Annotated in this window: 24 protein-coding genes; 2 read left to right on the top strand and 22 right to left on the bottom strand. The window is 45.8% G+C overall.

Annotation, left to right across the window (positions count from 1 at the left end):
• Window positions 1-107: 107 nt before the first annotated feature.
• From LCL96_RS14340 to LCL96_RS14295, 10 genes are all read right to left on the bottom strand, one after another.
• Window positions 108-485 carry a hypothetical protein gene (locus LCL96_RS14340; RefSeq protein ID WP_224942130.1) on the bottom strand — a complete coding sequence of 126 codons (378 nt, stop codon included), beginning with the start codon at window positions 483-485 and terminating at the stop codon, window positions 108-110.
• A 154-nt stretch (window positions 486-639) separates the two neighbouring features.
• Entirely contained in the window at window positions 640-822 is a 183-nt protein-coding gene (locus LCL96_RS14335; protein ID WP_224942129.1) for a DUF4177 domain-containing protein, read from the bottom strand.
• Between the two features lie 111 nt (window positions 823-933).
• Window positions 934-1,836, bottom strand: a complete 903-nt coding sequence (locus LCL96_RS14330; protein WP_224942128.1) for an MBL fold metallo-hydrolase — start codon at window positions 1,834-1,836, stop codon at window positions 934-936.
• A gap of 40 nt (window positions 1,837-1,876) precedes the next feature.
• Window positions 1,877-2,812, bottom strand: a complete 936-nt coding sequence (locus LCL96_RS14325) for a phosphotransferase family protein (protein WP_224942127.1) — start codon at window positions 2,810-2,812, stop codon at window positions 1,877-1,879.
• A gap of 89 nt (window positions 2,813-2,901) precedes the next feature.
• On the bottom strand, window positions 2,902-3,078 hold the full coding sequence (locus tag LCL96_RS14320; protein ID WP_224942126.1) for a hypothetical protein: 177 nt from the start codon (window positions 3,076-3,078) through the stop codon (window positions 2,902-2,904).
• Window positions 3,079-3,093: 15 nt separating this feature from the next.
• Window positions 3,094-3,909, bottom strand: coding sequence for a hypothetical protein (locus LCL96_RS14315; RefSeq protein WP_224942125.1), 816 nt, complete (start codon window positions 3,907-3,909; stop codon window positions 3,094-3,096).
• Between the two features lie 242 nt (window positions 3,910-4,151).
• Entirely contained in the window at window positions 4,152-5,651 is a 1,500-nt protein-coding gene (locus LCL96_RS14310; protein WP_224942124.1) for a malate:quinone oxidoreductase, read from the bottom strand.
• A 608-nt stretch (window positions 5,652-6,259) separates the two neighbouring features.
• Window positions 6,260-8,665, bottom strand: a complete 2,406-nt coding sequence (locus tag LCL96_RS14305; protein WP_224942123.1) for an MMPL family transporter — start codon at window positions 8,663-8,665, stop codon at window positions 6,260-6,262.
• Window positions 8,662-9,114, bottom strand: a complete 453-nt coding sequence (locus tag LCL96_RS14300; RefSeq protein WP_224942122.1) for a MarR family winged helix-turn-helix transcriptional regulator — start codon at window positions 9,112-9,114, stop codon at window positions 8,662-8,664. The genes LCL96_RS14305 and LCL96_RS14300 overlap by 4 nt, the downstream gene beginning before the upstream one ends.
• A 130-nt stretch (window positions 9,115-9,244) precedes the next feature.
• Window positions 9,245-9,577, bottom strand: coding sequence for a hypothetical protein (locus LCL96_RS14295; protein WP_224942121.1), 333 nt, complete (start codon window positions 9,575-9,577; stop codon window positions 9,245-9,247).
• Between the two features lie 147 nt (window positions 9,578-9,724).
• Between LCL96_RS14295 and LCL96_RS14290 the strand changes: the two genes are divergently transcribed.
• Window positions 9,725-10,417: a GntR family transcriptional regulator gene (locus LCL96_RS14290; RefSeq protein WP_224942120.1), complete on the top strand. Its 693-nt coding sequence runs from the start codon at window positions 9,725-9,727 to the stop codon at window positions 10,415-10,417.
• Window positions 10,414-11,031 (top strand): sterol desaturase family protein, encoded by a 618-nt coding sequence (locus LCL96_RS14285; protein ID WP_224942119.1) that lies wholly within the window; start codon window positions 10,414-10,416, stop codon window positions 11,029-11,031. The genes LCL96_RS14290 and LCL96_RS14285 overlap by 4 nt, the downstream gene beginning before the upstream one ends.
• A 38-nt stretch (window positions 11,032-11,069) precedes the next feature.
• Here LCL96_RS14285 and LCL96_RS14280 read toward each other — a convergent pair whose 3' ends face one another.
• The 12 genes from LCL96_RS14280 to LCL96_RS14225 form a co-directional block, all read right to left on the bottom strand.
• Window positions 11,070-12,161: an ABC transporter permease gene (locus LCL96_RS14280; RefSeq protein ID WP_224942118.1), complete on the bottom strand. Its 1,092-nt coding sequence runs from the start codon at window positions 12,159-12,161 to the stop codon at window positions 11,070-11,072.
• A complete protein-coding gene (locus LCL96_RS14275) occupies window positions 12,158-13,081 on the bottom strand; it encodes an ABC transporter ATP-binding protein (protein WP_224942117.1) in 924 nt (307 codons plus the stop codon). The genes LCL96_RS14280 and LCL96_RS14275 overlap by 4 nt, the downstream gene beginning before the upstream one ends.
• Before the next feature lie 59 nt (window positions 13,082-13,140).
• Complete coding sequence (locus tag LCL96_RS14270) at window positions 13,141-13,569, bottom strand: DUF6526 family protein (RefSeq protein ID WP_224942116.1); 429 nt, start codon at window positions 13,567-13,569, stop codon at window positions 13,141-13,143.
• Window positions 13,570-13,699: 130 nt separating this feature from the next.
• On the bottom strand, window positions 13,700-14,080 hold the full coding sequence (locus LCL96_RS14265) for a hypothetical protein (protein ID WP_224942115.1): 381 nt from the start codon (window positions 14,078-14,080) through the stop codon (window positions 13,700-13,702).
• Window positions 14,081-14,379: 299 nt separating this feature from the next.
• Complete coding sequence (locus tag LCL96_RS14260; protein ID WP_224942114.1) at window positions 14,380-14,592, bottom strand: hypothetical protein; 213 nt, start codon at window positions 14,590-14,592, stop codon at window positions 14,380-14,382.
• Window positions 14,593-14,698: 106 nt separating this feature from the next.
• A complete protein-coding gene (locus tag LCL96_RS14255) occupies window positions 14,699-15,121 on the bottom strand; it encodes a hypothetical protein (RefSeq protein WP_224942113.1) in 423 nt (140 codons plus the stop codon).
• Between the two features lie 316 nt (window positions 15,122-15,437).
• Window positions 15,438-16,493, bottom strand: coding sequence for a D-xylose ABC transporter substrate-binding protein (gene xylF / locus LCL96_RS14250; protein ID WP_224942112.1), 1,056 nt, complete (start codon window positions 16,491-16,493; stop codon window positions 15,438-15,440).
• Window positions 16,494-16,508: 15 nt separating this feature from the next.
• Window positions 16,509-18,029 (bottom strand): response regulator, encoded by a 1,521-nt coding sequence (locus tag LCL96_RS14245; protein WP_224942111.1) that lies wholly within the window; start codon window positions 18,027-18,029, stop codon window positions 16,509-16,511.
• Window positions 18,004-19,464, bottom strand: coding sequence for a sensor histidine kinase (locus LCL96_RS14240; RefSeq protein ID WP_224942110.1), 1,461 nt, complete (start codon window positions 19,462-19,464; stop codon window positions 18,004-18,006). The genes LCL96_RS14245 and LCL96_RS14240 overlap by 26 nt, the downstream gene beginning before the upstream one ends.
• Entirely contained in the window at window positions 19,461-20,441 is a 981-nt protein-coding gene (locus LCL96_RS14235; RefSeq protein WP_224942109.1) for a sugar ABC transporter substrate-binding protein, read from the bottom strand. Before LCL96_RS14235 ends, LCL96_RS14240 begins: the two co-directional genes overlap by 4 nt.
• 154 nt (window positions 20,442-20,595) lie before the next feature.
• Entirely contained in the window at window positions 20,596-21,768 is a 1,173-nt protein-coding gene (locus LCL96_RS14230) for a sugar ABC transporter permease (protein WP_224942108.1), read from the bottom strand.
• Window positions 21,769-21,782: 14 nt separating this feature from the next.
• Window positions 21,783-23,303 carry a sugar ABC transporter ATP-binding protein gene (locus LCL96_RS14225; protein ID WP_224942107.1) on the bottom strand — a complete coding sequence of 507 codons (1,521 nt, stop codon included), beginning with the start codon at window positions 23,301-23,303 and terminating at the stop codon, window positions 21,783-21,785.
• Window positions 23,304-23,306 lie beyond the last annotated feature (3 nt).

The following is a 23,306-nucleotide window of genomic DNA, read 5'->3' as shown; positions in this document are numbered from 1 at the left end:
AAGGGCTGACCCAAAACATCGATATCAATCGATGTTTTGGCCAGCCCTAATCTACCTACCCTACTAGAAAGAATCGCCGATAACTTTCTAAATGCCCCTTACATGTTCTATTTTTTTGCACACTCTTTATTTCTACTCACTCTCACAACTACTACTTCTCTATCCAGCGTTTCATTATTATTACTATTTTTTAGTTCAACATAAAAATAATATAATCCTCGTCGATTAAACGTGGTGACAATATTTGCACAAGAGTTTAGCGTAGCAGGATCAAATATATGAACTCCGACACTATTAAACTCAATCGGAAATCCATTACTGAATGAAAATTCAATATCGTGCCTTTGATCCTTGTCACCTAAAGTCACTTGAACATATGTTGGCACTTCGACTTCTTCCGTTGACAAAGCACAAACCTGAAGAGGCTGCTGCTGCCCAACAGTCGTGAAAGACGGTGCTCCTACTAACTTTACAGCATAAGGCATACTATTCACCTCCTTTGTAAGAGGATGATGTAGTATATGATCGTAGTAGCTTCATTGCTTAGATGAATAACCATTGTGATAGAAAAAATGATAGAGGAACCCATGGTTTCTATGGATTCCTCTATCTTTCAATCAACTTTCTTCTTTATGCCATTCACGATATCGATCTTTCAAAAATGATTTCATAATCCGTCGGTTTTCCGTTCCCGTTGTACTTGAGCGGCAGCACCTGGACCAATCGCCATCCGTCAGCAGCATACTCCTCGATGATCTCCCTGTGCCTCGGCTCGGTGAAGAATCCTCCTAAACTGGTTTGAACAAATGTATATTCGTACATGGTTGCACCTCCGTGGGTTTTCATATTATACGAATGAGAGTACGTGTTGGTTTCATGTTGTTTATGCAACTCTCCACTTCCATGTAAAAAGAAAATCATACGATTTTGTTTTTAATAGGTATGAATCCTCTTTATATTCTCGAAGTAGACTTCTGAAGAAGACCAATCGCTAAACAACGGAGGGATTTCAGCATTTTCTATATCTTGAATGGACAATAGGTGCGTAATATAGTCAATCATTTTATCAATATCTTCTTTCATCCCGATCGGCCCGTGTCCTGGAATGACCCTTTCGATATCCATTTCCCTCACTTCTTTTAAAATCCCCCTCCACTTCTTTGGATCAGTTTCATCAAAGAATGTCGGATGACACTGAACAAATACCAAATCTCCCATGAAGATTACCTTCTCTTCAGGAATATAAAGCATGCTATCACAGAAAGAGTGTCCTCCCCCCAGAGTAAACCATTTTGCGCTTCGCTTTGTTCCCGTCAAAGTTCCCTCTTTCAGAAATGTTTCATTAGGTAAGACCAGCTCCAGGTCCGGCAACGAACGTTTCAATTCATGTAAAAAGCTAATCTGATCTTGAAGCTTCAAATCACCGTCTTCATCATCAAGCTGCTTTTCAAGAGATTCTATATATTGATTGAGTCCATCGAGGTCCGCTTTCTGCTTCTCTATTCTGGGAGGATGGATTTCTTTCATTTTTGCCAAAGTGGTCTCGCTTGAGATGATAGGAAGATCCTTAAACGTTTGATTACCACGAATATGATCTCCGTGCCAATGACTATTGATAACAAATGTGACCTTCTTATTCGTGATTCTTTCAGCGATATCCCTCAGGTCTTTCGAAGCTTGCTGCGTGTTAAACGTATCAAACACAATTAGCACATCGCCCAAATCCACAAACCCGGCATTTCCTACTGCCCCGCCACCAAGCTTTGATATGGCTGCATAGATGCCATCCTTGATCTTTTCTAGCATAAAGTGTTTACTATTTAATTCATCGTTCATCTGTTTCACCTCTTTTTTCTTCAATTAGTGTATAGAATGATCAGGATTCCCTCACCGCTATATTTTCTTTCACCCTTTCAACCTCCCCAATCTTCCAATCTATGATTTTTTGAATCCTCTCATCCGACGCATATCCTTGAAAATACTTCTCCACTTCCCAAGCAAGCATCATCGTCAAATGGTCTATGTATAGATAGTTCCAATCACTCCAAAAATCGTCGTCAGTCAGGTCTATCCCACGTTCTCGTAAACATTCCCTGTAGAATGCAGGAACGAATGACACCAGATCATTGTCGTATAAATCCTGCATCAGGATCGTGACATCTCTTAAAGGAGATCCCATGGCTGCCCATTCCCAATCGATGAACCAAATCTCGTCATCCTTATAGAAGACATTTTCCAGATGAGGGTCCCCGTGAGTGATGACAGCTGGACACTTTGTTTGATAATAAGGGATATTCAATTGCTCATATGCTTCCCGGATGGTTTTCTCCCATCCTGGAAGTGCCCACGATTTTCTAGAGCTCAATCTCCTTAATTGATCCAGGCACCAATCCCGCCATTCCGAGCTGATTCTATGAACAGGCAATTTATCTTGAGAGGGACTCATATTATGAAGTAAAGCTAATCTTGTTAAAACATCACCGATCATGACCTTCTTTTCCTCTGCAGACAGTGCATAAAATCCCTCTTTTACTGGAGACCCCAAATCCCACATCAACATTGCTTGTGGAGGACCATCCCATACGTTCACGACTCTACTAAATGGCTTCACCCGATCTGCTAGATCCATATGTATCTCTACTTCTTTGTTCCGACCGTGAGCAAACTCTTTATAGATGTATCGGAGTCTTGCATTCTCACTTTCACACAGGGCTTCCACTTTATAGATCTTTCCTGCATGGGCACCGACAATTTCTTTCTTGCTCAGAAGCTTCAAGTTCAATTCCTTGAACCTGCGGACTACATGACTCACATGTTTCCCTCCTCCTCCTATCCCTTTTAATGTCATTATTTCAAATTATTGGTATCAACACAAATAAAGACGGCCCCTACTCGAGCCGTCTACTTTCCTTCGCTATTCTGTTTATCTAACTTCTGATTGATTTCATGCAACAGATACAACCCTCTCACCAGACAACCCATGATGATCCCAAAACCGATGACCAGGCCGAAAACGTGCAATGGGATTAATAAGAACCCGATGATGGAGGCTGTAATGATGAGAAATAGTAAAAACAAAAATTTGACCTCCGACTACTTTATTTCTTCCGTGATTTTATTGTAATATCCATCCCAGTCTTTATCACCGTTCTCAATCAACACGGTCCTAATCGGCAAACCCTCAAGAATCCTCATCTCCAGATCCCTCCGCATCTCAAGAAACTCCACGAGCCCTTGATACCCCTTCAAGCCAATCTCTTTTCCATACCCTTGATTCACATGATAATCCGTGAAGAAATCACGCCACTCCTGACTGCGTTCTTCATAGACATGTTGGAACGATTGACCAATATCCTCCTGATAAAAATAGATCAATAGAGGGTTCAATGGAAAGATCAATGAACTGATTTTCTTTAAATGGTCTTCCAGCCTCTTTGGCTCTGCATTATGCATGGCGATGAACTTGGTAAACGGATTTTGCAGGAAACAGCATTCAAATATGTACACTTCATCACCAAAGTCGGTATCAACGAACTCTTCCCAATAATCGAAGGAGACTTCTTCAAACCGATCGAGGTCCAATTCGTAGACATCCTTGGAAGCCAATGCATCCACAAGCGCAGAATCAACATTCACTAGATTACGATATCGAATGAAATACAGTTCGCCTTTCTTTTCGGCAACATCCTCGATGACTTTCCGATCTTCAGGAAATCTTTCTATCATGTCGTTGAACTGATCTTCATTTAAACATGCTGTCGATTCATAATCAGCAGGATGACTTGTATCTCCTTCTTGAAAGAGTTTAACGTTGACCCCTTTTTCCTCTAAGTGATCTTTAATGAAATGAGCTGTTGTCGACTTCCCTGAGCCAGGGACCCCCTCGACGATAATTAGATTTGTGTTCAAAATCCGCACCCCTTATCCTTCCATTTCAGAGCTATTATCCTTGTTCCTTCTTTTCCTTTATCTCCACTAGCAGCTCCACGATCCGCTCGTTCGTCTTATTCATTTTTCTCAGCTATACTTCAATAGATAAGATGGTGATGACTAGTGCTACTTCAATTAAAATCATGATAAAAATCTCATTACAATAAACGATCCCTAATTAAAAAACGCCCTGCATCCACAGGGCATTTCTCCTTATTCACTTAGCTATACGCTACCTCTTTATCTCTCAAACCCAGCGCCTTCGCAGTAGACGTATGGATTTCTCTGAAGAGTTCAGGATTTTCTCCTAATGCCACTCCATAAGAAGGAATCATTTCTTTGATCTTCGGCTCCCACTCTTTCATATGCTGCGGGAAGCATTTATCCAATACTTCAAGCATGACGTGAACGGCTGTGGAGGCACCCGGAGATGCTCCTAATAGGGCAGCGACGGATCCATCAGCAGCACTTACCACTTCTGTACCGAACTGAAGGGTTCCTTTGCCTGCATCTGTGTCTTTGATGACCTGAACACGCTGGCCGGCTACGACGATATCCCAGTCTTCGCTCTTGGCGTTCGGGATGAATTCGCGTAATTCTTCCATGCGTTTTTCATTGGACAGAAGAACCTGCTGGATCAGATACTTGGTTAATCCCATTTCCTTCACACCAGCTGCAAGCATTGTGAAAAGATTATTCGGTTTCACGGATGTGATCAAATCCATATTCGAACCCGTTTTCAGGAACTTTGGTGAGAATCCGGCAAATGGTCCGAACAGAAGTGATTTTTTATTATCGATGTAACGGGTGTCAAGATGCGGAACCGACATCGGAGGAGCTCCGACCTTCGCTTTTCCGTATACTTTTCCGTGATGTTTTTCAATGACTTCAGGGTTGTTGCACACCATGAAGAGTCCCGATACTGGGAATCCGCCGATTTGCTTGGACTCAGGGATACCGGTCTTTTGAAGTAACGGAAGACTTCCGCCCCCGCCTCCGATGAAGACGAATTTCGCCGTATGATATTCCATCTTAATGCCGTCGATATCATGAACCTTTACTTCCCATGACCCGTCGGATTTACGTTTGATATCTTCCACACTGTGGTTATAGTTGATTTCGACGCCTTGATCCTTCAGATGATCAAACAATTTGCGGGTCAGTGCCCCGAAATTGACGTCCGTTCCTGAATCGATCTTCGTTGCTGCGATCGGCTCATCCGATTCACGGCCATCCATGATCAAGGGAATCCATTCCATCAATTTCACCGGATCATCGGAAAATTCCATGCCCTCAAACAAAGGACTATCTGACAGCGCTTCCAATCGCTTTTTCAAAAACTCCACATTTTCTTCACCTTGAACCATGCTCATATGAGGGATCGGCATGATGAAGTCCTGTGGCTTTCCAATCAGGTTGCGGTTGACAAGATAAGACCAGAATTGTCTTGAAAGTTGAAACTGTTCATTGACTTTGATTGCTTTCGTAATATCTATAGATCCATCAGGCTTTTCGGATGTATAGTTGAGCTCGCATAGTGCAGCATGTCCGGTTCCGGCATTATTCCATTCGTTCGAGCTTTCTTCTCCCGGCTTCGCGAGCTTTTCAAACACTGTGATTTCCCATTCCGGCGCCAACTCTTTCAGGATTACCCCTAAAGTCGCACTCATGACACCAGCACCAATTAAGATAACATCTGTTTTCTTCTGTAAGCTGCTCATTTTAACCTTCCTCATCCACTATATTTGCAGGCGCTTTCAATCCAGCACCCTCATGTGTCCAAAAAAAACCATACCATCGTCTATTATAATGATTCATAGGGTAAAATATCTAGTATTATCTGATTATTATAAACTATTTTAAGAAAAAACAAAAGTGCAAATAGTGTCAGAAACGCTTGAAGATAAAGGTCTGGAAGAACTCATATCACCCTTCAACCTCAGTGTTGTCATAGTAATCCGACTATACTGGTAGAGATAAAAAATAGTTTTTCAGAAAAATATTTTTCAAATCGCACTTTCATTGAAAAATTAGAAGTTTTAGTCTATATCGGGGCATTTTCAGAACTAGATTTCATAGCACATCCTACTTCCAGCTAATAGATCACAATTTACGGCAGTTTATCGGCTTTCCAATTATCTATCCTTCAGTTATGAGCCGCTTTTCCCTACTTATGAGCCAGATTTCAAATATATGAGCCGCTTTCGAGCATTTATGATCCCCAATCTAAATTTATAAGCTGCTTCTCCCCTTTTATGAGCCGTTTGTCGAAAAATGTCCAATCAAGAGTGCCCGCTCCATCCATCAGAGCGGGCCCCCTATCAATCTACTACTCTTTTTTCGGTCTGAACGGCCACCAAACCCCGTTACCGAATGAGACGGTCATGGCCGGTATCAATAACGGCAGGACGATCAGTCCGTACAGAAGCAGACCCGTAATGACGATGGTGGCGATCTGTACGAGACTGAGGACTCCGGATGGAATCATCGCCCCGAACGTTCCGGCCAGGATGATGGCAGCGGTGATGATGACGGTTCCCATCTTGGCCATGGAAGCTTTGATGGCGTCTGTGACCGACATGCCGCCTGATGTTTCTTCGCGGAAACGGTCCATGAGGAAGATTGAGTAATCTACCCCAAGGGCTACCAGCATGACGAATCCGAAGAACGGAACGGCCCAGCTGATGCCGTCATATCCCATTCCCTCCACGAAGATCCACTCGGCTACGGCGACAGATGTGAAGTACGTCAGAAGCAGAGATCCGATCATGTAAAGAGGCATGATGAAGGAACGGAACAGAATTGCCAGGACGACGAACAAACTGATGAGCATGATCGTAACCGTCTGGGTGAAGTCACTCGTTGAGATATCACTTAAGTCACGATTAATGCTCGAGACCCCTCCGATGGCGACTTCGCTATCTTCAAGTGGCGTATCCTTGATGACGCGCTCCGTCGTTTCATTGATGCGATCCACGGTATCGATGGCTTCCGGTGAATACGGATTATCGGACAGGATGACCTCGAGCTTCATCCCTTTTTCATCTCCGAAGGAATAGCGATCGATCACTTGGGCAAATTCTTTATTTTCCAATGTGCCTGGAGGAAGATACAATCCTGTATCACGGATCGTCTGGCTGTCACTCATTCCTTGAAGCTGATCACCTGCTTGATTCAGTCCACCAGTGATCTGGTTCAACCCCTCCAACGGATTCGGTGCACCTGCTGGCGGAGTCTGCCCCTGACCGCCCATGGCTGCCTGCTGGCTAAGGCCTTTTACCGCCTGATCGAGACCATCAGCGGCTCCGTTCACACCTTCCGCGATCTTTCCTAGCTGGTAGTCCGCATTGAACTCTTCCATTGCATCCCCTGCAGGACGTGTGATGGAACGTACGCTCTTCACCCCGTCGACTTTCGCAAGCTCACGGCTCAGTTTTTCAACATAAGGGACGGTACCCTCGGTCACAAGCTTCTCATCGCTTGAAAGGAGCACCTGCACCGGCAGGGAATCCCCTTGACCAAATCCGTCTTCAATCGCTTGCAAACCTTTGACAGAATCATAACTGTCCCCGATTTCATCCACAGTATTAAAGGAAAGGGCATCGTCATAGGTGAACAATAGCGGCACCGTGATGATCGCCACTACTGCCATTGAAAGCAACGGACGATTAACGGAAAGCTTGCCCATCCACGCCCATAACTTGCTGTCATTGTGAGAAACGGATTTCTTCGATGGCCAGAACAATTTTTCCTTCAATGTGGCCATAAAGAACGGCATAACCGTGCTTAACACCAGAAGCAACACCGCAATTCCGACTGCCACGGCCACAGCTGATTTAAAGATTGGAAAATCGGCAAAGCCGATGGCGAAGAATCCGATGAACACGGCGAGTCCGCTTATGTAAAGCGTGCGTCCCGCAGTCTTATACGTACGGATGATCGCTTCATTGATGGGCTGACCTGCTCCCAATTCTTCCTTGAACCGGCTCAACAGCAGGATGCAGTAATCCGTCCCGATTCCGAACAGGATGGCCACAAGGAAGATTTGCGTATAGTTCGAAACGGGAAAGCCGAACCAATCGATGAAAAAGGCGACGATCGATTGACTGAGTAAATAGGTGATCCCTACGGCCACAAGCGGGATCAATGGTGTCACGATGGAACGGAATACGGCTAATAATAAGGCAAAAATCAGCACGACCGTAATGATTTCCGTCCGTTTCAACCCTTCCTGTGCACTCAAGTTTACATCGTTATTGATGATGGCTTCCCCCGTGAGGTAAACGGATGACTCGCCTTTCAGGATGTCTGATTTTATAGAGTCAGCAAGTTCCACCACTTCCTCCTGTGTTCCGTCCACTGTGATCGGTACGAGGACGGTCTTCCGGTCTTCAGAGACGAGCTGGTTCTCTAGTTCTTGGCTTTCAAACGGATCGAGGACCGAGCTGACCGGATCCCCCAGTTCTTTCAATTCTTTTACATTCGATGCTATGTCTTTCTTCAGAGAATCCGATAATTTTTCATCCAGTGAGTACACCAGGGAGATCGTTTCATCCCCGGCACCGGCATCATTCAGCATTTCCATCGCCTTCTTCGATGCCGCATCATCCGGGAGCTGGAACGTGCCTGCTTCTTCTGCCTGCTTCGTCAGGTTCGGCGATACGATAAACAACAAAACCGTTACAATGAGTAAACCAATCGTAATTGGCCACTTGAATTTGATGATTGATTTCATCCTTTTTCCCCCTCAAGTTTCAAGATCGATTTAATCTTGCGGAACATGCTCAGGAATTGATCCAGTTCCTCATCCTTCACGTGGTCGGCAAATAAGTCTTCAATATAGGTATAGACCGCTTGATCAGACTCTGAAACGACCCTGTGTCCTTCATCCGTGAGGCATACGAGCTTGGTGCGCTGATCTTCTTCCGCCTTCACGATTTCAATCAGCTTCTTATCCTCCAGCTTCTTCAGGCGGTTGGAAATCGCACTCTTATGGACCCCCTGAAGCTCTGCAATCACCCCGGCTGCAATCGGTCCGTTCTTATTCACTAACTTCAACACTTGAATCTGCTCAGGGGAATATTCCTGCCACACCTCAGCCTTTACATTCTTCAGCACACGATCTGTCCCGAACACCATCACATCCTCGAACAGCTCGACTGCTTCAATTAACCGCTTATCCAACTAGTTGACCCCCTAAACTAAATATCACTTGATTATAGTTTAGGGGGTCAACTAGTTATAGTCAAGAAATATGTTGTAAATGATTACAAATAAAAAACCTTGAGCTGAACATTCGCCGCTCAAGGTTCTTTTAATCCCGGTAACCCTTACCGATGACTTCCTGTTTGTCTTTCGAAATGTACACGTCAATATCTCCTAATGAATGATTGTTTCCTGTATAGAAAACGATGATGTACGCCTCTTCTCCTTCATAATTATGATCCGTTAAGACACCCATCTTACTATTCACAGTCCCCTCTTTCAGGGTAGCGTTTTTCCAATCTCCTTTTATTTCGTTCTTTTCTGAAGATGACAGGGAATCATAGGCGGTTTTGATCATTGGATTTACTTCTTGATCATCCTCGAGGATACACCCGCTCATGAAAACACTCATGAATAATACAACCACAATGACCTTCCTCATCGGCATCCCTCACCCTTTTTCCTCATTATCTCGAATGATCAGGAAGAAGACAATTATTTTCAGAATTTATTGACAAATACATCTAGTAAGGTCATATAATGGTATTACCACATATAAAATTGGTATTACCAATCAGGAGGTCCAATAATGAAAGAACGTTCTTCGGATATCATCTCCAGGGACATTTCCCGCTCCATATTGAGAGGGGAACTGGCTATCCAGGAATCCCTTCAATCGGAAAGGGATCTCGCTGCCCATTACAAAGTGGGACGCCCCACCATCCGGGAAGCCCTGCAACGGTTGGAACGAGACGGCTGGATCACGAGCCGGAAGGGGATGCCCGCTATCGTGAATGATTACTGGAAGCAAGGGAACTTGATGACGATTGTCACCATTCTTCAGCATGAGGAGGAGATCCCGGATGCATTCATCATTCACATGCTGGAACTGCGCGTAGCGATTACTCCCGCTTATTTCAGGGACGCTCTGGAGAATAACAGACTGAAGGTCATTTCTCTCTTCGCTCCATTCGAAGACGTGGCAGATACAGCAGAGTTGTATGCAGAATTCGACTGGCATATCCAGCATGGGGTGGCCATGCTGTCTCCGAACCCTATTTACCTATTAATCCTGAACAGCTTTAAGGATGTTTATATCAGGATGGCGGAGAAATATTTCAACGATTCCACCCATCGTGCCGCTTCACGAGATTATTACGATCACCTACTTAAGAGAGTGTTAGATGGGGATATCCAGCAAGCCGAACAGGCAGTCCGGGACATGATGGAAACGAGTATAGAGCTTTGGAAACAAAAAATGAATGGGGGCAGAAAAAAATGAAGAAGAATCGATTGTATCGGGATTTCTTTTTGCATTTTGATATTTTGGTTATGGTGGGTATTTTTCTTGTGGTACTCGGATTTCTGGTCACGATGGAGCTATCATTATTCAGCTTATTATGTTTCGCGGTAGGGATTGTCACCTACATGTTCAGCGAATACCTCACCCACCGATTTCTCTTCCACATCAAGGCACCGAAGAACCCTTTTTTACTAAAATTAATCCAGCGCTTACATTATGATCATCATAAAATGCCAAATGACTTGAAGCTTCTGTTTCTTCCGATCTGGTACAGCGCTCCCAATCTCTTTGTCCTGTGTCTGGTGTTTTATTTCCTGACCGGGTCAATGTCTCTCACCCTTGCTTTTACCACCGGGATTCTCTTCATGTTCTTTGTGTACGAATGGAAGCACTATGTCGCACACCGGCCTATGAAGCCGAAGACCCGGTTCGGCCGCTGGCTTAAGAAAACGCATGTCCTCCATCATTATAAAAATGAGAACTATTGGTACGGCGTTTCCACCCCCTTTGTTGATGTGTTGTTCGGGACCTATAAAGAAGGGAACGACGTGGAGATGAGTGAGACGGCGAAGGATCTGGAGAAAAGAGCATAAAAAAAGTCCGATCGGGTTGAGACGATCGGACTTTTCTTCTATTCCCACTTAAACACATAGCTAGCCAGGGCAAACCCGCCTACGAGCCATGCTCCTAGAATCAACGTCTCTGTTCCTAATTCCCAAAACGGCGTCCCGAGATTCATCGTCTCCCGCAATGCGGAACTCAGATGGGCAATCGGCAGCACCTTCACGATGGGCTGGATGATGTCAGGCATATCATTGATCGGGAAGAATACCCCGCCGAGAAACAGCATCGGGAACGTTACGAAGCCCGCAATCGGCCCCGCACTTTCGGGGTTCTTCGCCATACCGGCAATGATGAAGCCGAGTGACATAAACGCCAGGGTCCCAAGAATGATGAAGAAAATCATCGCAAGCCACGAGCCTGCTACGTTTATGTCAAAAATCAGATCGGCAATCAGTACGACAAGCAGTGCCTGTGTTCCGTTCAGCATCAAGCGCGCCGTGATCTGGGCTGCGATGAAGGTGGAGGCTTTCAGTCTCGTTCCCTGCATCCGGCGGAGGATCCCCCGTTCACGCCACGCGGAGATCTGACCTGCCACCCCGTTCATATTATTGCTCATGATCATCATCGCGACGATCCCGGGTACAAGGAAATCGACATAGCGAATATTCAATGCCTCAATCCCAACCTTTTCAACCGTTACGACGGGCTTGTAATCGACAAGGTCCTTACTGTATTGATCGATGATTCCATTCACGACCGTGAGCCCCAGTTCCGCTGTCGCCAGGTTCTTTTCGTTATAATAGACGGGGATCGAGAACGCCTCTTCCCTGTCCTTCACGTTTTCCCCGTACCCTTCCGGAATTTCGATCAGAAGCTGGACATCCCCATTTTTCACGGCTTTTCTTCCGGCTTTGTCGTTCTCGAATGCCGTTGTTTCGATTCCCTCATTTTTATGAAATAAGTTCTTTAATTCCTTAGAGGCATCCGTTTGATCGCTGTCGACCACCCCGACATCGAGTGAAACGGAATTACCACCGCCTGCGAACGACCCCAGTGCTACCATCAGGATCACGGGGAAAAGCAGGGTAAAGAATATTACTTGCTTGTTTCGTGCAAAAATCCTTAACTGTGCCAGTGTCAGCTGCCAATACGCTCTCATGATTCCCGCAGCCTCCTTCCTGTCATATGAATGAAGACATCCTCTAATGTCGCCTGCCGTGTTTGGAGGTCCTCAATCTTCAAGTCATGCTCTGTCGCAAGGGCGATCAAAGAGGTCAACGCCTGTTGCAGTTCATCCGTATAAAGCTGGACGAATGTATCCTTTATGGCCACTTCCTCGACTCCTTCCATCTTCATGAACCATTCCTCTTCAGGAGGATTGTCCAAATGAAACTCGATCGTGCTTGTCGATTGCAATGTTTTCACGAGATTACCAGGCGTATCGAGGGCAATGAGTTCCCCTTGATCCATGATGCCGATCCGGTCGCAGAGCACATGGGCTTCATCCATATAGTGAGTGGACAGGATGACCGTCTTCCCCCGCTCCTTCAAGCGAAGCACAATGTCCCATAACGTCCTCCTCGCCTGTGGATCCAGTCCCGTTGTCGGTTCATCGAGAAACACGATATTCGGGTCATGGATCAAGGCCAGGGCAATCGCCAACCGCTGCTTCTGTCCACCGGATAACCCCTTGATCCGGTCCTTCCTTTTTTCCGTCAGCAGCATATCTTCAATCAATTGATCAATATCCACATTTTTCGGGTAAAAGCTCGCATACAAATGGAGGATCTCCTCCACCTTGAGCAGTTCAAACAGCGAGGTCGACTGAAGCTGAACCCCGATCACTTCCTTCACCTTGTTCACATCTTTCCGCACGTCGAAACCATCTAAGCTAGCTGTTCCTTCATCGGGCTTACGGAGTCCCACTAGCATCTCGATCGTCGTCGTCTTCCCCGCCCCGTTCGGCCCAAGCAATCCGAAGATTTCACCCTTCTCCACTTGGAAGCGGACTCCCTTCACCGCCGTGAAGGAGCCATATCTTTTCACTAAATCTTTTACATCTACCATGATCTCCGGCATAACGAGCCTCCTTTAAAAAAACGTAACCGCCCAGTCATGAGCGGTCCAATCTTTGTTGTTTATACGCGATGATGATCTGCACGCCAATTTTGTACAGCTTTCTTAATGTCATTCGGTGATAAATTTTCCGTTCGTGTCCGGTCGACCAACGCCGGGAACTCTTCATTCGGTGCGAACCGGAGAGCGATGATCTGCTTCAGAGATAGATTGCTATCCAGCTCATTCCCCGTCAAACGATAATATCGGAAATTCTCTTCTGCACGGATCACGCGGTCCTGAACCTGAAGGGCATAGGTACGGAGTCTCACTCCTACCAGGATCAACGTGATCACAACGAATAGCACGATAAAGCTTAGCAATGTCTCCGTGCCCACATTCATTACAAAAAACGTGATCGTCAAAATGAGAGTGACAAGGGCTGACAGAGCAATCCCTACATGGAACACCGGATCGACCTTGCTGTGATTTTCATAGTTTTGTTGTTTCATATGTACCTCCTGAGGGTTATAGATTCATTATATACCAGATGGCGGGTGGATAGGACAATGGTGTAAAAAAGAGCATACTTAATATGCATATTCTGAAGTGTATCAGGATATGCAGGTGGATCATATGAGGTCAATGAATTTCTAGTTCTCTTTCATCAGTACTTGCACGTTCTTCCGGTGCCGACCAAACCACATACTTCTTCCAATACTCCCTTACATCCGTACCAAAGACTTCACCCTCTTTCTCAAATAAAAGGGAAGCGTGTGATTCCCCTTGGTACACCCAGCCATTTCCCTGCATTTTTTCTTTAATGATTTTGTACGGATCTGTTTTTCCTGACTTTGAAACGTATGTCAGAAGGTCCTGCTTTTCTCTTACAATTACTGTACTTGCATCTCTATGTTCCAATTTGATGATGGATGTAAGCACTTGAACAGGAGCACCCTCTGCAATTCCTAATGATAGTGCTAAAAATATGAATATAATTATTATCAATCGACTTTTTCTCATGATGTGAATTCTCCTGTTGAAAAGTGATGAAATTGGTATTTTTTGTTAAAATACGCAATAAACGAAAAAAATGACGCAATATGTTCCAAAACGACGCAATAAATTTAGAAATGACGCAATTACAGCGAAAATGACGCAATCAATGTTAAAAATGACGCAATCCCCTTCAACAGATGTCATTCTCTAACCCTAATACTCCCCTAATATACTATCTCTAGCTCTCTTTTCATCCTGGCACCCCATAACAAACACTAAGAATAACTCACCCACAAAATATTCAATCAAAATGCCTTTAAAAACTACTCATGCCACTTCAAATCTTTATCATCAAAAATATTCACAGCCTCTTTCGGATACCCATAATAATAAAGCTCCTGCCCACTTTCATCAAAGGCCTTCGCATCAAGCTGATCGACCTGCTGACTGTATGGGAACAGAAACGATACGCGCTGCCCCTCTTCGACTGCTTTTCTTTTTCGATCCGCCCCTATTCCTGCCTCTATGTACGCCACGCGCTTATCGCTTGAAACGACACTTAAAAAGGTCAGAGCACCTCAATAGCTACTATTTTAACATTATATTCCACTATAAGGTTTCTCCCGCAAAGAGTAACCCTCCTTATCCACGATTTCTCAATCCCCACTTCCTTGCACCAAACGCATAGATCATCATCATGACTAATCCCACCGCAACCGCAATAAAAAATCCCATAAAACCTATCAACCGTGCCCATCCGACGGTCGTCACTTGAAATAGGAAGGCATACCAGGCACCTCCTACCACCATGGCACAGGGAACATTATAAGGAAAAAGTCTTTTCCAAAAGAAAAGAAGCAAAAGGGTGATCCCCCCCAATACCACTGCAAACATGATCTCGGGCTGTTCCCATTGAATCTCATAACTTGTTTGTCCCTGAGTTTCTTCTTCTAGAGTCATATTCTTTAAGCCGCCAAGTGCCCTGCCGGCAGAAACAAGACCGGCCAATGCCAGCACCCCCAACATCGTCCAATTAATCGTCTGTATTTCTTTTTTTGCACTCAAGGAAATTCCTCCTTTGAATTTTATCATCCTATCCTACTTCTTTCGGTCCCCTTATGGAAAAACCCTTCCAATTCATTGGAAAATTATTCATTTCAGGATACCTCTTTTCAATTTTTCATCGCATTTATCTTATATTTCGAGACTTAAATGAGACCGATGCAACCGTCTTTTCCATCACATCCCTGCAAGGAAATTGCCTCCGCTCCTTTCCTTGACTCTTGATTGAGGTTCGATACCTCACCTTAAAATATGAAAATAGTAATAAAAAAAGAAAGCCCCTTCTCCGGCTTTCTCATCAAAACGAATTTTACTAGACTTACTTATACACATCCTCCCGCGTATGAAAACCATCCGCGATAATCGTACGATCCAGGTTGTCCCGATTCACTGCGATCGGTTCCAGCAGGACGGAAGGAACTTCGATTTTACCGTTATTGATTTTTTTATCTGTATCGATGTACTCGTTTTTGGCGAGTGCGATGGCGAGTGATGCCGCTTCCCGTGCAAGGGTGTTGATCGGTTTGTAGACGGTCATGGTTTGGGTGCCTTGAACGATCCTTTGAGCAGCGGCAAGCTCTGCGTCCTGGCCCGCAATCGGGATCTTCCCTTCGAGACCGACTTCTTCCAATGCTTTTAATGCCATGCCTGCGGTTGCGTCATTGGCTGCAATGACGGCGTCGATATGATTGTGATTGGCTTTCAGGGCTTCTTTCATATTGATATAAGCGTTCTCTGGGAGCCAATTATCCGTCCACTGATCATATACAACCTGAATTTCACCGTTATCTATTGAAGAGTTCAGGACGCTGAAGACGCCTTTCTTCATAAGGTGGGCATTGTAGTCGGTATCAGCCCCACCGATATATACATACTTGCCCTCCGGTACACGTTCTTTGATAGCCTTGGCCTGAAGTTCTCCTACCCTTTCGTTATCGAAGGAAACGTACAGGTCAATGTCGGCATTCTTTACGAGCCTGTCATATGAAACCACTTTGATGCCTGCGCGATGGGCTTTTTGTACGATGGCCGCTGCGGCTTCTGCGTTATACGGAACGATCACCAGTACATCGATCCCCTGGTTGATCAAGGTTTCTGCCTGAAGCACCTGAAGGGCATCGTTTCCCCTCGCTTCCATGATGTCCACTTCCGCACCAAGGTCTTCCACGGCCTTTTTAAACAGGTCACGATCCCGCACCCATCTTTCCTCTTCAAGTGTATCCATTGAGAATCCGATTTTCACGACCTCAGGAGGGGCTTCCTCCTTTTCCTGATGTACCTGTTCGACGGGATTCTTCTCCTCGCAGGCCGCAGCAAGAATCAGGACAATAATCAATATCCATCCTATATTTAACCTTTTCTTCCAATGGACCATGGCGTCTCTTCCCCTTTATGCATGTTGGCCGAGCAAACTCTTTCGGTATTCTTTCGGAGAATATCGGGTGACCTTTTTAAAGACCTTGCTGAAATAATTCGGGTCATGATATCCCACTTCGAATGTGATTTCCTTAATGCTTTTCTCTATGTCGCCCATCAGTGCCTTCGCCTTCTCCATCCGGCACTCTGTCAGGAAATCGATGTAGTTCATCCCCTGTTTCTCCTTGAACATCTTACTGATGTAAATGGGACTCAAGTTCACTTTTTGTGCGAGGGTATCCAATGAAATGTCTTCATGGGAATGATCTTGAATGAATTGTTTGATCTGCTGGAACGTATCGCTCTCCATGCGGTTGAAGCGCTCTACATAGGAATCCTTCATCCCGTTAATGAGTCGTTCGGTTTCTTCCCGCAGCTGACGGTAATCCATCGGCTGTATCGGGAAAAGCGGCGTGTCCGTTTCGACGCCGCATTCACTCAAGGTCATTGAAATCATCCACAGTACCTCAAGGGTACGCTGCTGGGTGTAGACGAGAGGTGTTCGTTCTTTCTCCAATAAAGAAAAGGCAGTATGGAACTGTGAGAGCACCTGATCCCACTTGCCGAGCCTGATCTTCTCCATTAACTCCTTCTGGTCCATCATGGCCCGCTTCCGCTTCTCCGGCTCCAATGGTATGTCTTCAAAGAACCGGTATTTCTGCCACACCCCTGTATCGACAGTCGCAAGCATGGCTTCCTGATAAGAGTGACGGACCTGGTCCAGGGAATGGTACGTTTTCCCGATTCCGATGAACCATTCGCTGCCCTTAGAGAGCGAGAGCAGCTCCCTCGCCAAGGTGGTTGCCTGGGACCTGTATGTGATGCCGGGCTTCCTGAATACGATCATGGGGAGCTGTCTGCCATACAAAGCCCCGGTCCATCCACACTTCAGAACCTTTTTCCTGATGTCGGAATACTGGTTTTCCACCCCTTCAGGAAGGAAGAGGACCATCACGAACATTTCCTCCGAAGAAGGTACTTCCATCATTTCCATGAGCATATCGACATGAACATCGTGGACGTGATCAAATAATAACTGGGTCACCACATCCGTTTCGACCAGCATCTGTGCCTTTTGCCATTTTTCCTTATCCTGCCGGCTTTCCACTAACTGCTCACGTTCTTGTTCAATTTCCTCGAGCACTTTTCCAATCGTGTGGACGATCTCAGACGCTTTGCTCGGCTTTAACACATAGTCTTTAGCACCGAGCTTGATGGCTGTTTTCATGTAGGTGAAGGTATCATAGGCTGTCACCATGATAAATTTGATCTCCGGCCGTTCTGCTTTGATAGTTTCCATGGCTTCGAGTCCATTCATCCCCGGCATTTTAATATCCATTAAAATCAGATCAGGGGAATACTCTTTCGCCAATTCTACGGCCATATTCCCATTCTTCGCCTGCTGGATGCCGACATGAGGGAAATGCTTCTCTAAGATCGCCTGCATCCCTTCCCTTTCCAACTGTTCATCATCGACTATAAGAAGCTTGATCATAGGTACCTGCTCCTTCCCTTGTAATTCTCAGCATAATAGTGGTCCCTTCTCCTTCGACACTTTCAATCCGGAGGACATCCTCAAATCCATAATATAATTGAAGGCGCTTTACAACGTTACTAAATCCGATCCCGGTTGAATGTCCTTCGGGAAGCATTTCTTCATGGAGCACCTGGCGGATTTTATCCGGTGACATCCCCACGCCATCATCCTCTATCTCAATCAAGATAAAATCATTCTCTTCACGGACACGGAACCAGATCGTCCCCCCGTCCTCTTTCGGTTCCACCGCATGTATCACGGCATTTTCAACGATCGGCTGCAGGGTCAGTGCAGGGATCCTCGCGTCCAGACAGGTTTCATCGACCTCCATATACAGCTGCAGGCGGTCTGTAAAACGTGCTTTCTGAATGTGCATATATTGCTCAAGAACCTGGATTTCTTCCCTTAACGTAACGGAACGATTTTGCCGCTTCAGATTATATCGTAGGATACCCGCCACGCTGACGAGTAGGTCGCTCGTTTCCTCCGACCCTTCCAGGTACGCTTTCTTTGAAAGAGTATTTAATGTATTAAATAAAAAGTGCGGGTTGATTTGACTCTGAAGGCTTCTGAACTGGCTTTCATGCAAAAGAAGTTTACTTTCCTGTAGTTCCCGTTCCAATGCTGCTTTTTGCTTGATTTCTGAGATAAGATTATTGATATTGATCCGCATCCGGTCGAACGTTTTAGCCAAAAAGGCGATCTCATCGCTTCCCTCTACCTTTACCTGTCGGCTGAAATTCCCCTTGGACAATTCATTGGCGGCTCTCGTCAACTGGAAGACCGGTCGTGTGATTCCGAGTGAGAACCAATATGAAGCAATCAGGAGAAGGCATGTTATGAGCAGGAGCCCCCAGATTCCGAGCTTGATGACTTCTGCCGACTGTTCCATAATGCCCCTGTACATCACGTTATACGTCGTCAATTCTTTGTCGATCAGCGTGAGTGTCATCTCAGAGATATAACTTGATATCCGGTTGGCTTCGGCAAACTCCTGTGCAGAAGCTTCTGCATCCCTTTCTTTCTGGAACAGGATGAAGCGGTCCGTCGTTTCGACCAGGCTGTCAATCAAGTTAAGGTAGTTGGTCAGTGTAAAGTCGTTATCCCGGTTTCTGAGGGAATAGATCCCGGTCTTGGCTCTTTGGACACCTTCCTTGCTTTCCTCTAACTGCTGCAGGGTTTCGGCATTGGCATCGACCAAATAGTTATTTAAGTCGGTGACGACCTGCTGACTTGCCCTTGATACTTCGTTCATATCCAGATAGCGCTTGAGAATCTCATTGTACTGCTCATGTGTGCGGTAGTTATAATACGTTAGCGCAAGCCAGATGGCGGACATGATGACCATCACCACCGTCGTGAGTGTCAGGATTTTTTTCTGGATGTTTGTCATTGGTCCTTCTCCACTTTCAAGATCTTGAGTCCCGTCAGATACCCGTTCTCATCCAGGGGGACGGTTTCCCCGTTCAGCCACTCTTCCATAAGGCGTACGCTCCATTTGCCCATTTTCTCCGGTTCCTGCTCGACCACCCCATCGATCAGTCCCTGTGATAATAACGTCAATGATTCCGGTCCATCATCAAAGGAATAAATGAAATACGATTCTTCTTGAGAGCGCTTACTTATTTCATCAATCATAGCCCCAAGATTGCTCGCATTGACAGAGATGAATGCATCGATATCGGGATGGAGGTTCATGACGTCCCGGGTGGCCGTTATGATTTGATCCCTGGCCCTTCCCGTTTCCCCTTCCACGAGCTCTATGCCGGAGTATCCTTTCATGACATCCCTGATGCCTCTTACCCGTTCTTTCTGATAATATTCCTGATCACGGTCCACCATGAGGACAATCCTGCCTGAATTCCCCATCTTGCGGACAAGCTCCTCGGCAACCAGCTTTCCTGCTTCATACTGATCAGATCCCACATATGTCCGCCTGAGGCTATCCTCCATCGGCACATCGTTGGCGACAGTAATCACCGGAATTCCATTGAAGGAGGCCTTCACCTTGGTGAGCTCCTTGAACTCTGGTGTATCCGTCCCCTGAATCAGGATGCCGTCGACCTTCGATTGAATGGCGATTTCGATGTTTTTCAGGAACTCTTCCTGATTTTTCCCGAAGCTTCCCCAAACTTCAAGGCTCACACCCTCTTCTTCCGCCTGGCGTTTTGCACCCTTTGCTACCTTGTCCCAAAACGGGGTCTGAGTGTCCTGAGTGATGAGCACAAGCCTGTGCCGATCCTCACCTGTCATACCGATTCCCTGCGGGAGATGCGCCTCGGCTTCGAACACTTTTTTCGCTGATAAAAATGTTAAATGACACAACAAAAGTACGACTACTAACAGTCCGACAAACCGAATTTTCCGCACCTGACACGTCCCCTCCCAACAGTTAGAACTATTACTTTTATCATAGCACAGGAATCCTAGGTAAGGTTCGAGTACTTTTTGGATATTCACCTGTACATCCGTACTTTTTCAAAAAATAACGAGGCCGGACCCCCAAAGGGATCCAGCCGATTCATTACCTTTTCTTACGGGTCATCACATCAAAGATGACGGCCCCTGCAAGCACTCCTCCGCGAATCATGTATTGATAGGAGATACCTACACCAAGAAGATTCATTCCACTTGTCAATGAAGCCATGACGATAGCTCCTATAATGGCACCAGTTACTTTCCCGACACCACCGGCAGAGGATACTCCCCCTACGTAGGCAGCAGCGATGGCATCCAATTCGAATAACGTCCCGGCAGTGGTCGTAGCCGATTGAAGACGGGAAGTGAATAAAATCCCGGATAGGGCAGCAAGCATCCCCATCGAACCAAAGACGATATACGTGATTTTCTTAACGTTGATCCCGCTCAGATGAGCCGCTTCCGGGTTGCTTCCCACCGCATATATATGGCGGCCGAGAACCGTCCTGGATGTCAGGAAGTGGTACACGATAACGACGATCAGGATGATGATGACCGTCCATGAGAAGCCGTGGTATCCCGCAAGGATCCATGTCACATAGCCGATGATGGCTGAAACGAAGACGAGCTTCAATGCAAAAATCGGTGCAGAGATGACTTCGAAATCGTATTTGATTTTGTTTCGTCTCGTTGAGAATTCACTGTAAATATAAAGGATGATTCCAACTAACCCTACGAGCAGGGATAGAAGATGAAGTCCGTTCACTTCCATAATGGAAGGGATGAACCCATTTCCGATGGCATTGAAATGATCGTCCTGAATGATGATGGTCCCCGTCTTTTCCGTCACCTGCAAAAGCGCCCCGCGGAAAATCAGCATTCCGGCTAAGGTCGCCACGAAAGATGGAATCCCGATCTGAGCCACGAGCAGACCGTTGAACAACCCGACAATCGCTCCGATGACGAGAATGATCGGAATCGTCAGCCATGTTGAAAGACCGGCCTGTGTCAGCAGGATCGCTGCAATGGCACCGAGGAATCCCGCCGCATATCCAACAGACAGATCAATATGCCTGATGACGATGACAAGGGTCATCCCGACAGCAAGCACGGCGATATAGCCTGCAGAATCCAATAGATTACTAATGTTTCTTGACGTGATGAATAAACCGTCTGTCATAAACGTAAATGTCAGTATGATAACGAATAGTGCAATATACATGCCGTAGTCACGGATGTTGTCGCGAATCAGCATTCTAGCTTCTTGAAAGATATTCATATGTCTTTACCCCCTTATTGCGTTGCAAGCTCCATTATTTTTTCCTGGTTGGCGTCTTCCACCGGCAGTTCCCCTTTGATCTCCCCCTGGGCCATGACGTACACACGGTCACTCATCCCGAGTACCTCCCCGAGCTCGGAGGAGATCATGATGATGCTCAATCCCTGTTCGATCAGCTCGTTCATCACCGTATAGATTTCAAACTTCGCCCCGACATCGATTCCACGTGTCGGCTCGTCAAGGATGAGAAGCTTCGGTCCGACAAAGAGCCATTTCCCGATGGATACCTTCTGCTGATTTCCCCCGCTCAAATTCCCGACGAGCTGTTCAAGGGAAGATGCCTTAATATGAAGAGACGAATGATAGCGTTCCGCCACTTTGATCTCCTCATTGTCATTGATGATTCCTTTGGTAGAGATCCCGCCTAAGTTGGCAGCTGAAATATTGCTTTTAATATCTTGAAGTAGGAATAGCCCGTCATCTTTTCGGTCCTCCGTGACATACGCGATTCCCGCTTTGATGGCATCCTTCGTATGCTTCAGCGTGGTAAGGCTGTTATCCCAAACAAGATTGCCTTCAAGCTTATAGGATTTCGCATTACCGAAAATACTCAGTGCAAGCTCTGTTCTTCCTGAACCCATAAGCCCGGCAATTCCGACAATTTCTCCTCTCTTCACTTGAAGATTTACGTCCTTGACCACCTCTCTGCCAAGCTGAGGATCATAAGCAGACCAGTTTTGAAGTTCCAAAATGGTTTCGCCGTGGGATTTATTTGGTCGTTTCGGATAGATATCTTCAATGGCCCGGCCCACCATGTTTTTGATAATGATTCCTTCTGATACTTCCCCTTTTGATGCATCCAGGGTGCAAATGGTCTTTCCATCCCGGAGTACGGTCGCTTTGTCAGCGATGTGAATGACTTCCTTCAGCTTGTGGGAAATCATGATACAGGTGATGCCCTGTTTTTTCAGATCTTTTAACAGCTCCAGGAGATTTTCACTGTCGTCTTCATTCAGTGCCGCAGTCGGTTCATCCAGAATCAATAATTTCACGTCTTTACTCAACGCTTTCGCAATCTCGACCAGCTGCCGTTTTCCTACGCTGAGGTCCCTCACGAGCGTGTCCGGATTCACATCGAGCTTCACTTTCTTCAGGAGCTTCTGTGCTTCCACAATGGTACGATTCCAATCGATGAATCCGCCTACCTTCACTTCGTTTCCTGCAAAAATATTTTCATATACTGTTAGATCCGGAAAGAGAGCCAGCTCCTGATAGATGATGGCAATCCCTGCGTTGACACTGTCACTGATTTTGTTAAATTGCTGAACGGTACCATCGAACACGATGTCACCAGTGTACGTCCCATAAGGATAAACACCGCTCAGCACCTTCATTAACGTGGACTTCCCAGCCCCGTTCTCACCTATCAAACAATGAATCTCTCCATCTTCCACCTTGAAATTCACATCACTCAGTGCTTTCACACCGGTAAATTCCTTGGAGATATCATTCATTTCTAACAAATACTTGTTCATTAC

It is taken from the genome of Rossellomorea aquimaris, from assembly GCF_020172085.1.
GTDB lineage: Bacteria > Bacillota > Bacilli > Bacillales > Bacillaceae_B > Rossellomorea > Rossellomorea aquimaris_E.
This window is presented reverse-complemented; position numbering and strand designations above follow the sequence as displayed.

Excerpts from the sequence above, each read along its gene's own strand:
- LCL96_RS14340 (WP_224942130.1), bottom strand. The coding sequence starts at position 485 with ATGCCTTATGCTGTAAAGTTAGTAGGAGCACCGTCTTTCACGACTGTT.
- LCL96_RS14335 (WP_224942129.1), bottom strand. The coding sequence starts at position 822 with ATGTACGAATATACATTTGTTCAAACCAGTTTAGGAGGATTCTTCACC.
- LCL96_RS14330 (WP_224942128.1), bottom strand. The coding sequence starts at position 1,836 with ATGAACGATGAATTAAATAGTAAACACTTTATGCTAGAAAAGATCAAG.
- LCL96_RS14310 (WP_224942124.1), bottom strand. The coding sequence starts at position 5,651 with ATGAGCAGCTTACAGAAGAAAACAGATGTTATCTTAATTGGTGCTGGT.
- LCL96_RS14305 (WP_224942123.1), bottom strand. The coding sequence starts at position 8,665 with ATGAAATCAATCATCAAATTCAAGTGGCCAATTACGATTGGTTTACTC.
- LCL96_RS14295 (WP_224942121.1), bottom strand. The coding sequence starts at position 9,577 with ATGAGGAAGGTCATTGTGGTTGTATTATTCATGAGTGTTTTCATGAGC.
- LCL96_RS14290 (WP_224942120.1), top strand. The coding sequence starts at position 9,725 with ATGAAAGAACGTTCTTCGGATATCATCTCCAGGGACATTTCCCGCTCC.
- LCL96_RS14285 (WP_224942119.1), top strand. The coding sequence starts at position 10,414 with ATGAAGAAGAATCGATTGTATCGGGATTTCTTTTTGCATTTTGATATT.
- LCL96_RS14280 (WP_224942118.1), bottom strand. The coding sequence starts at position 12,161 with ATGAGAGCGTATTGGCAGCTGACACTGGCACAGTTAAGGATTTTTGCA.
- LCL96_RS14275 (WP_224942117.1), bottom strand. The coding sequence starts at position 13,081 with ATGCCGGAGATCATGGTAGATGTAAAAGATTTAGTGAAAAGATATGGC.
- LCL96_RS14270 (WP_224942116.1), bottom strand. The coding sequence starts at position 13,569 with ATGAAACAACAAAACTATGAAAATCACAGCAAGGTCGATCCGGTGTTC.
- LCL96_RS14265 (WP_224942115.1), bottom strand. The coding sequence starts at position 14,080 with ATGAGAAAAAGTCGATTGATAATAATTATATTCATATTTTTAGCACTA.
- xylF (WP_224942112.1), bottom strand. The coding sequence starts at position 16,493 with ATGGTCCATTGGAAGAAAAGGTTAAATATAGGATGGATATTGATTATT.
- LCL96_RS14245 (WP_224942111.1), bottom strand. The coding sequence starts at position 18,029 with ATGATCAAGCTTCTTATAGTCGATGATGAACAGTTGGAAAGGGAAGGG.
- LCL96_RS14240 (WP_224942110.1), bottom strand. The coding sequence starts at position 19,464 with ATGACAAACATCCAGAAAAAAATCCTGACACTCACGACGGTGGTGATG.
- LCL96_RS14230 (WP_224942108.1), bottom strand. The coding sequence starts at position 21,768 with ATGAATATCTTTCAAGAAGCTAGAATGCTGATTCGCGACAACATCCGT.
- LCL96_RS14225 (WP_224942107.1), bottom strand. The coding sequence starts at position 23,303 with ATGAACAAGTATTTGTTAGAAATGAATGATATCTCCAAGGAATTTACC.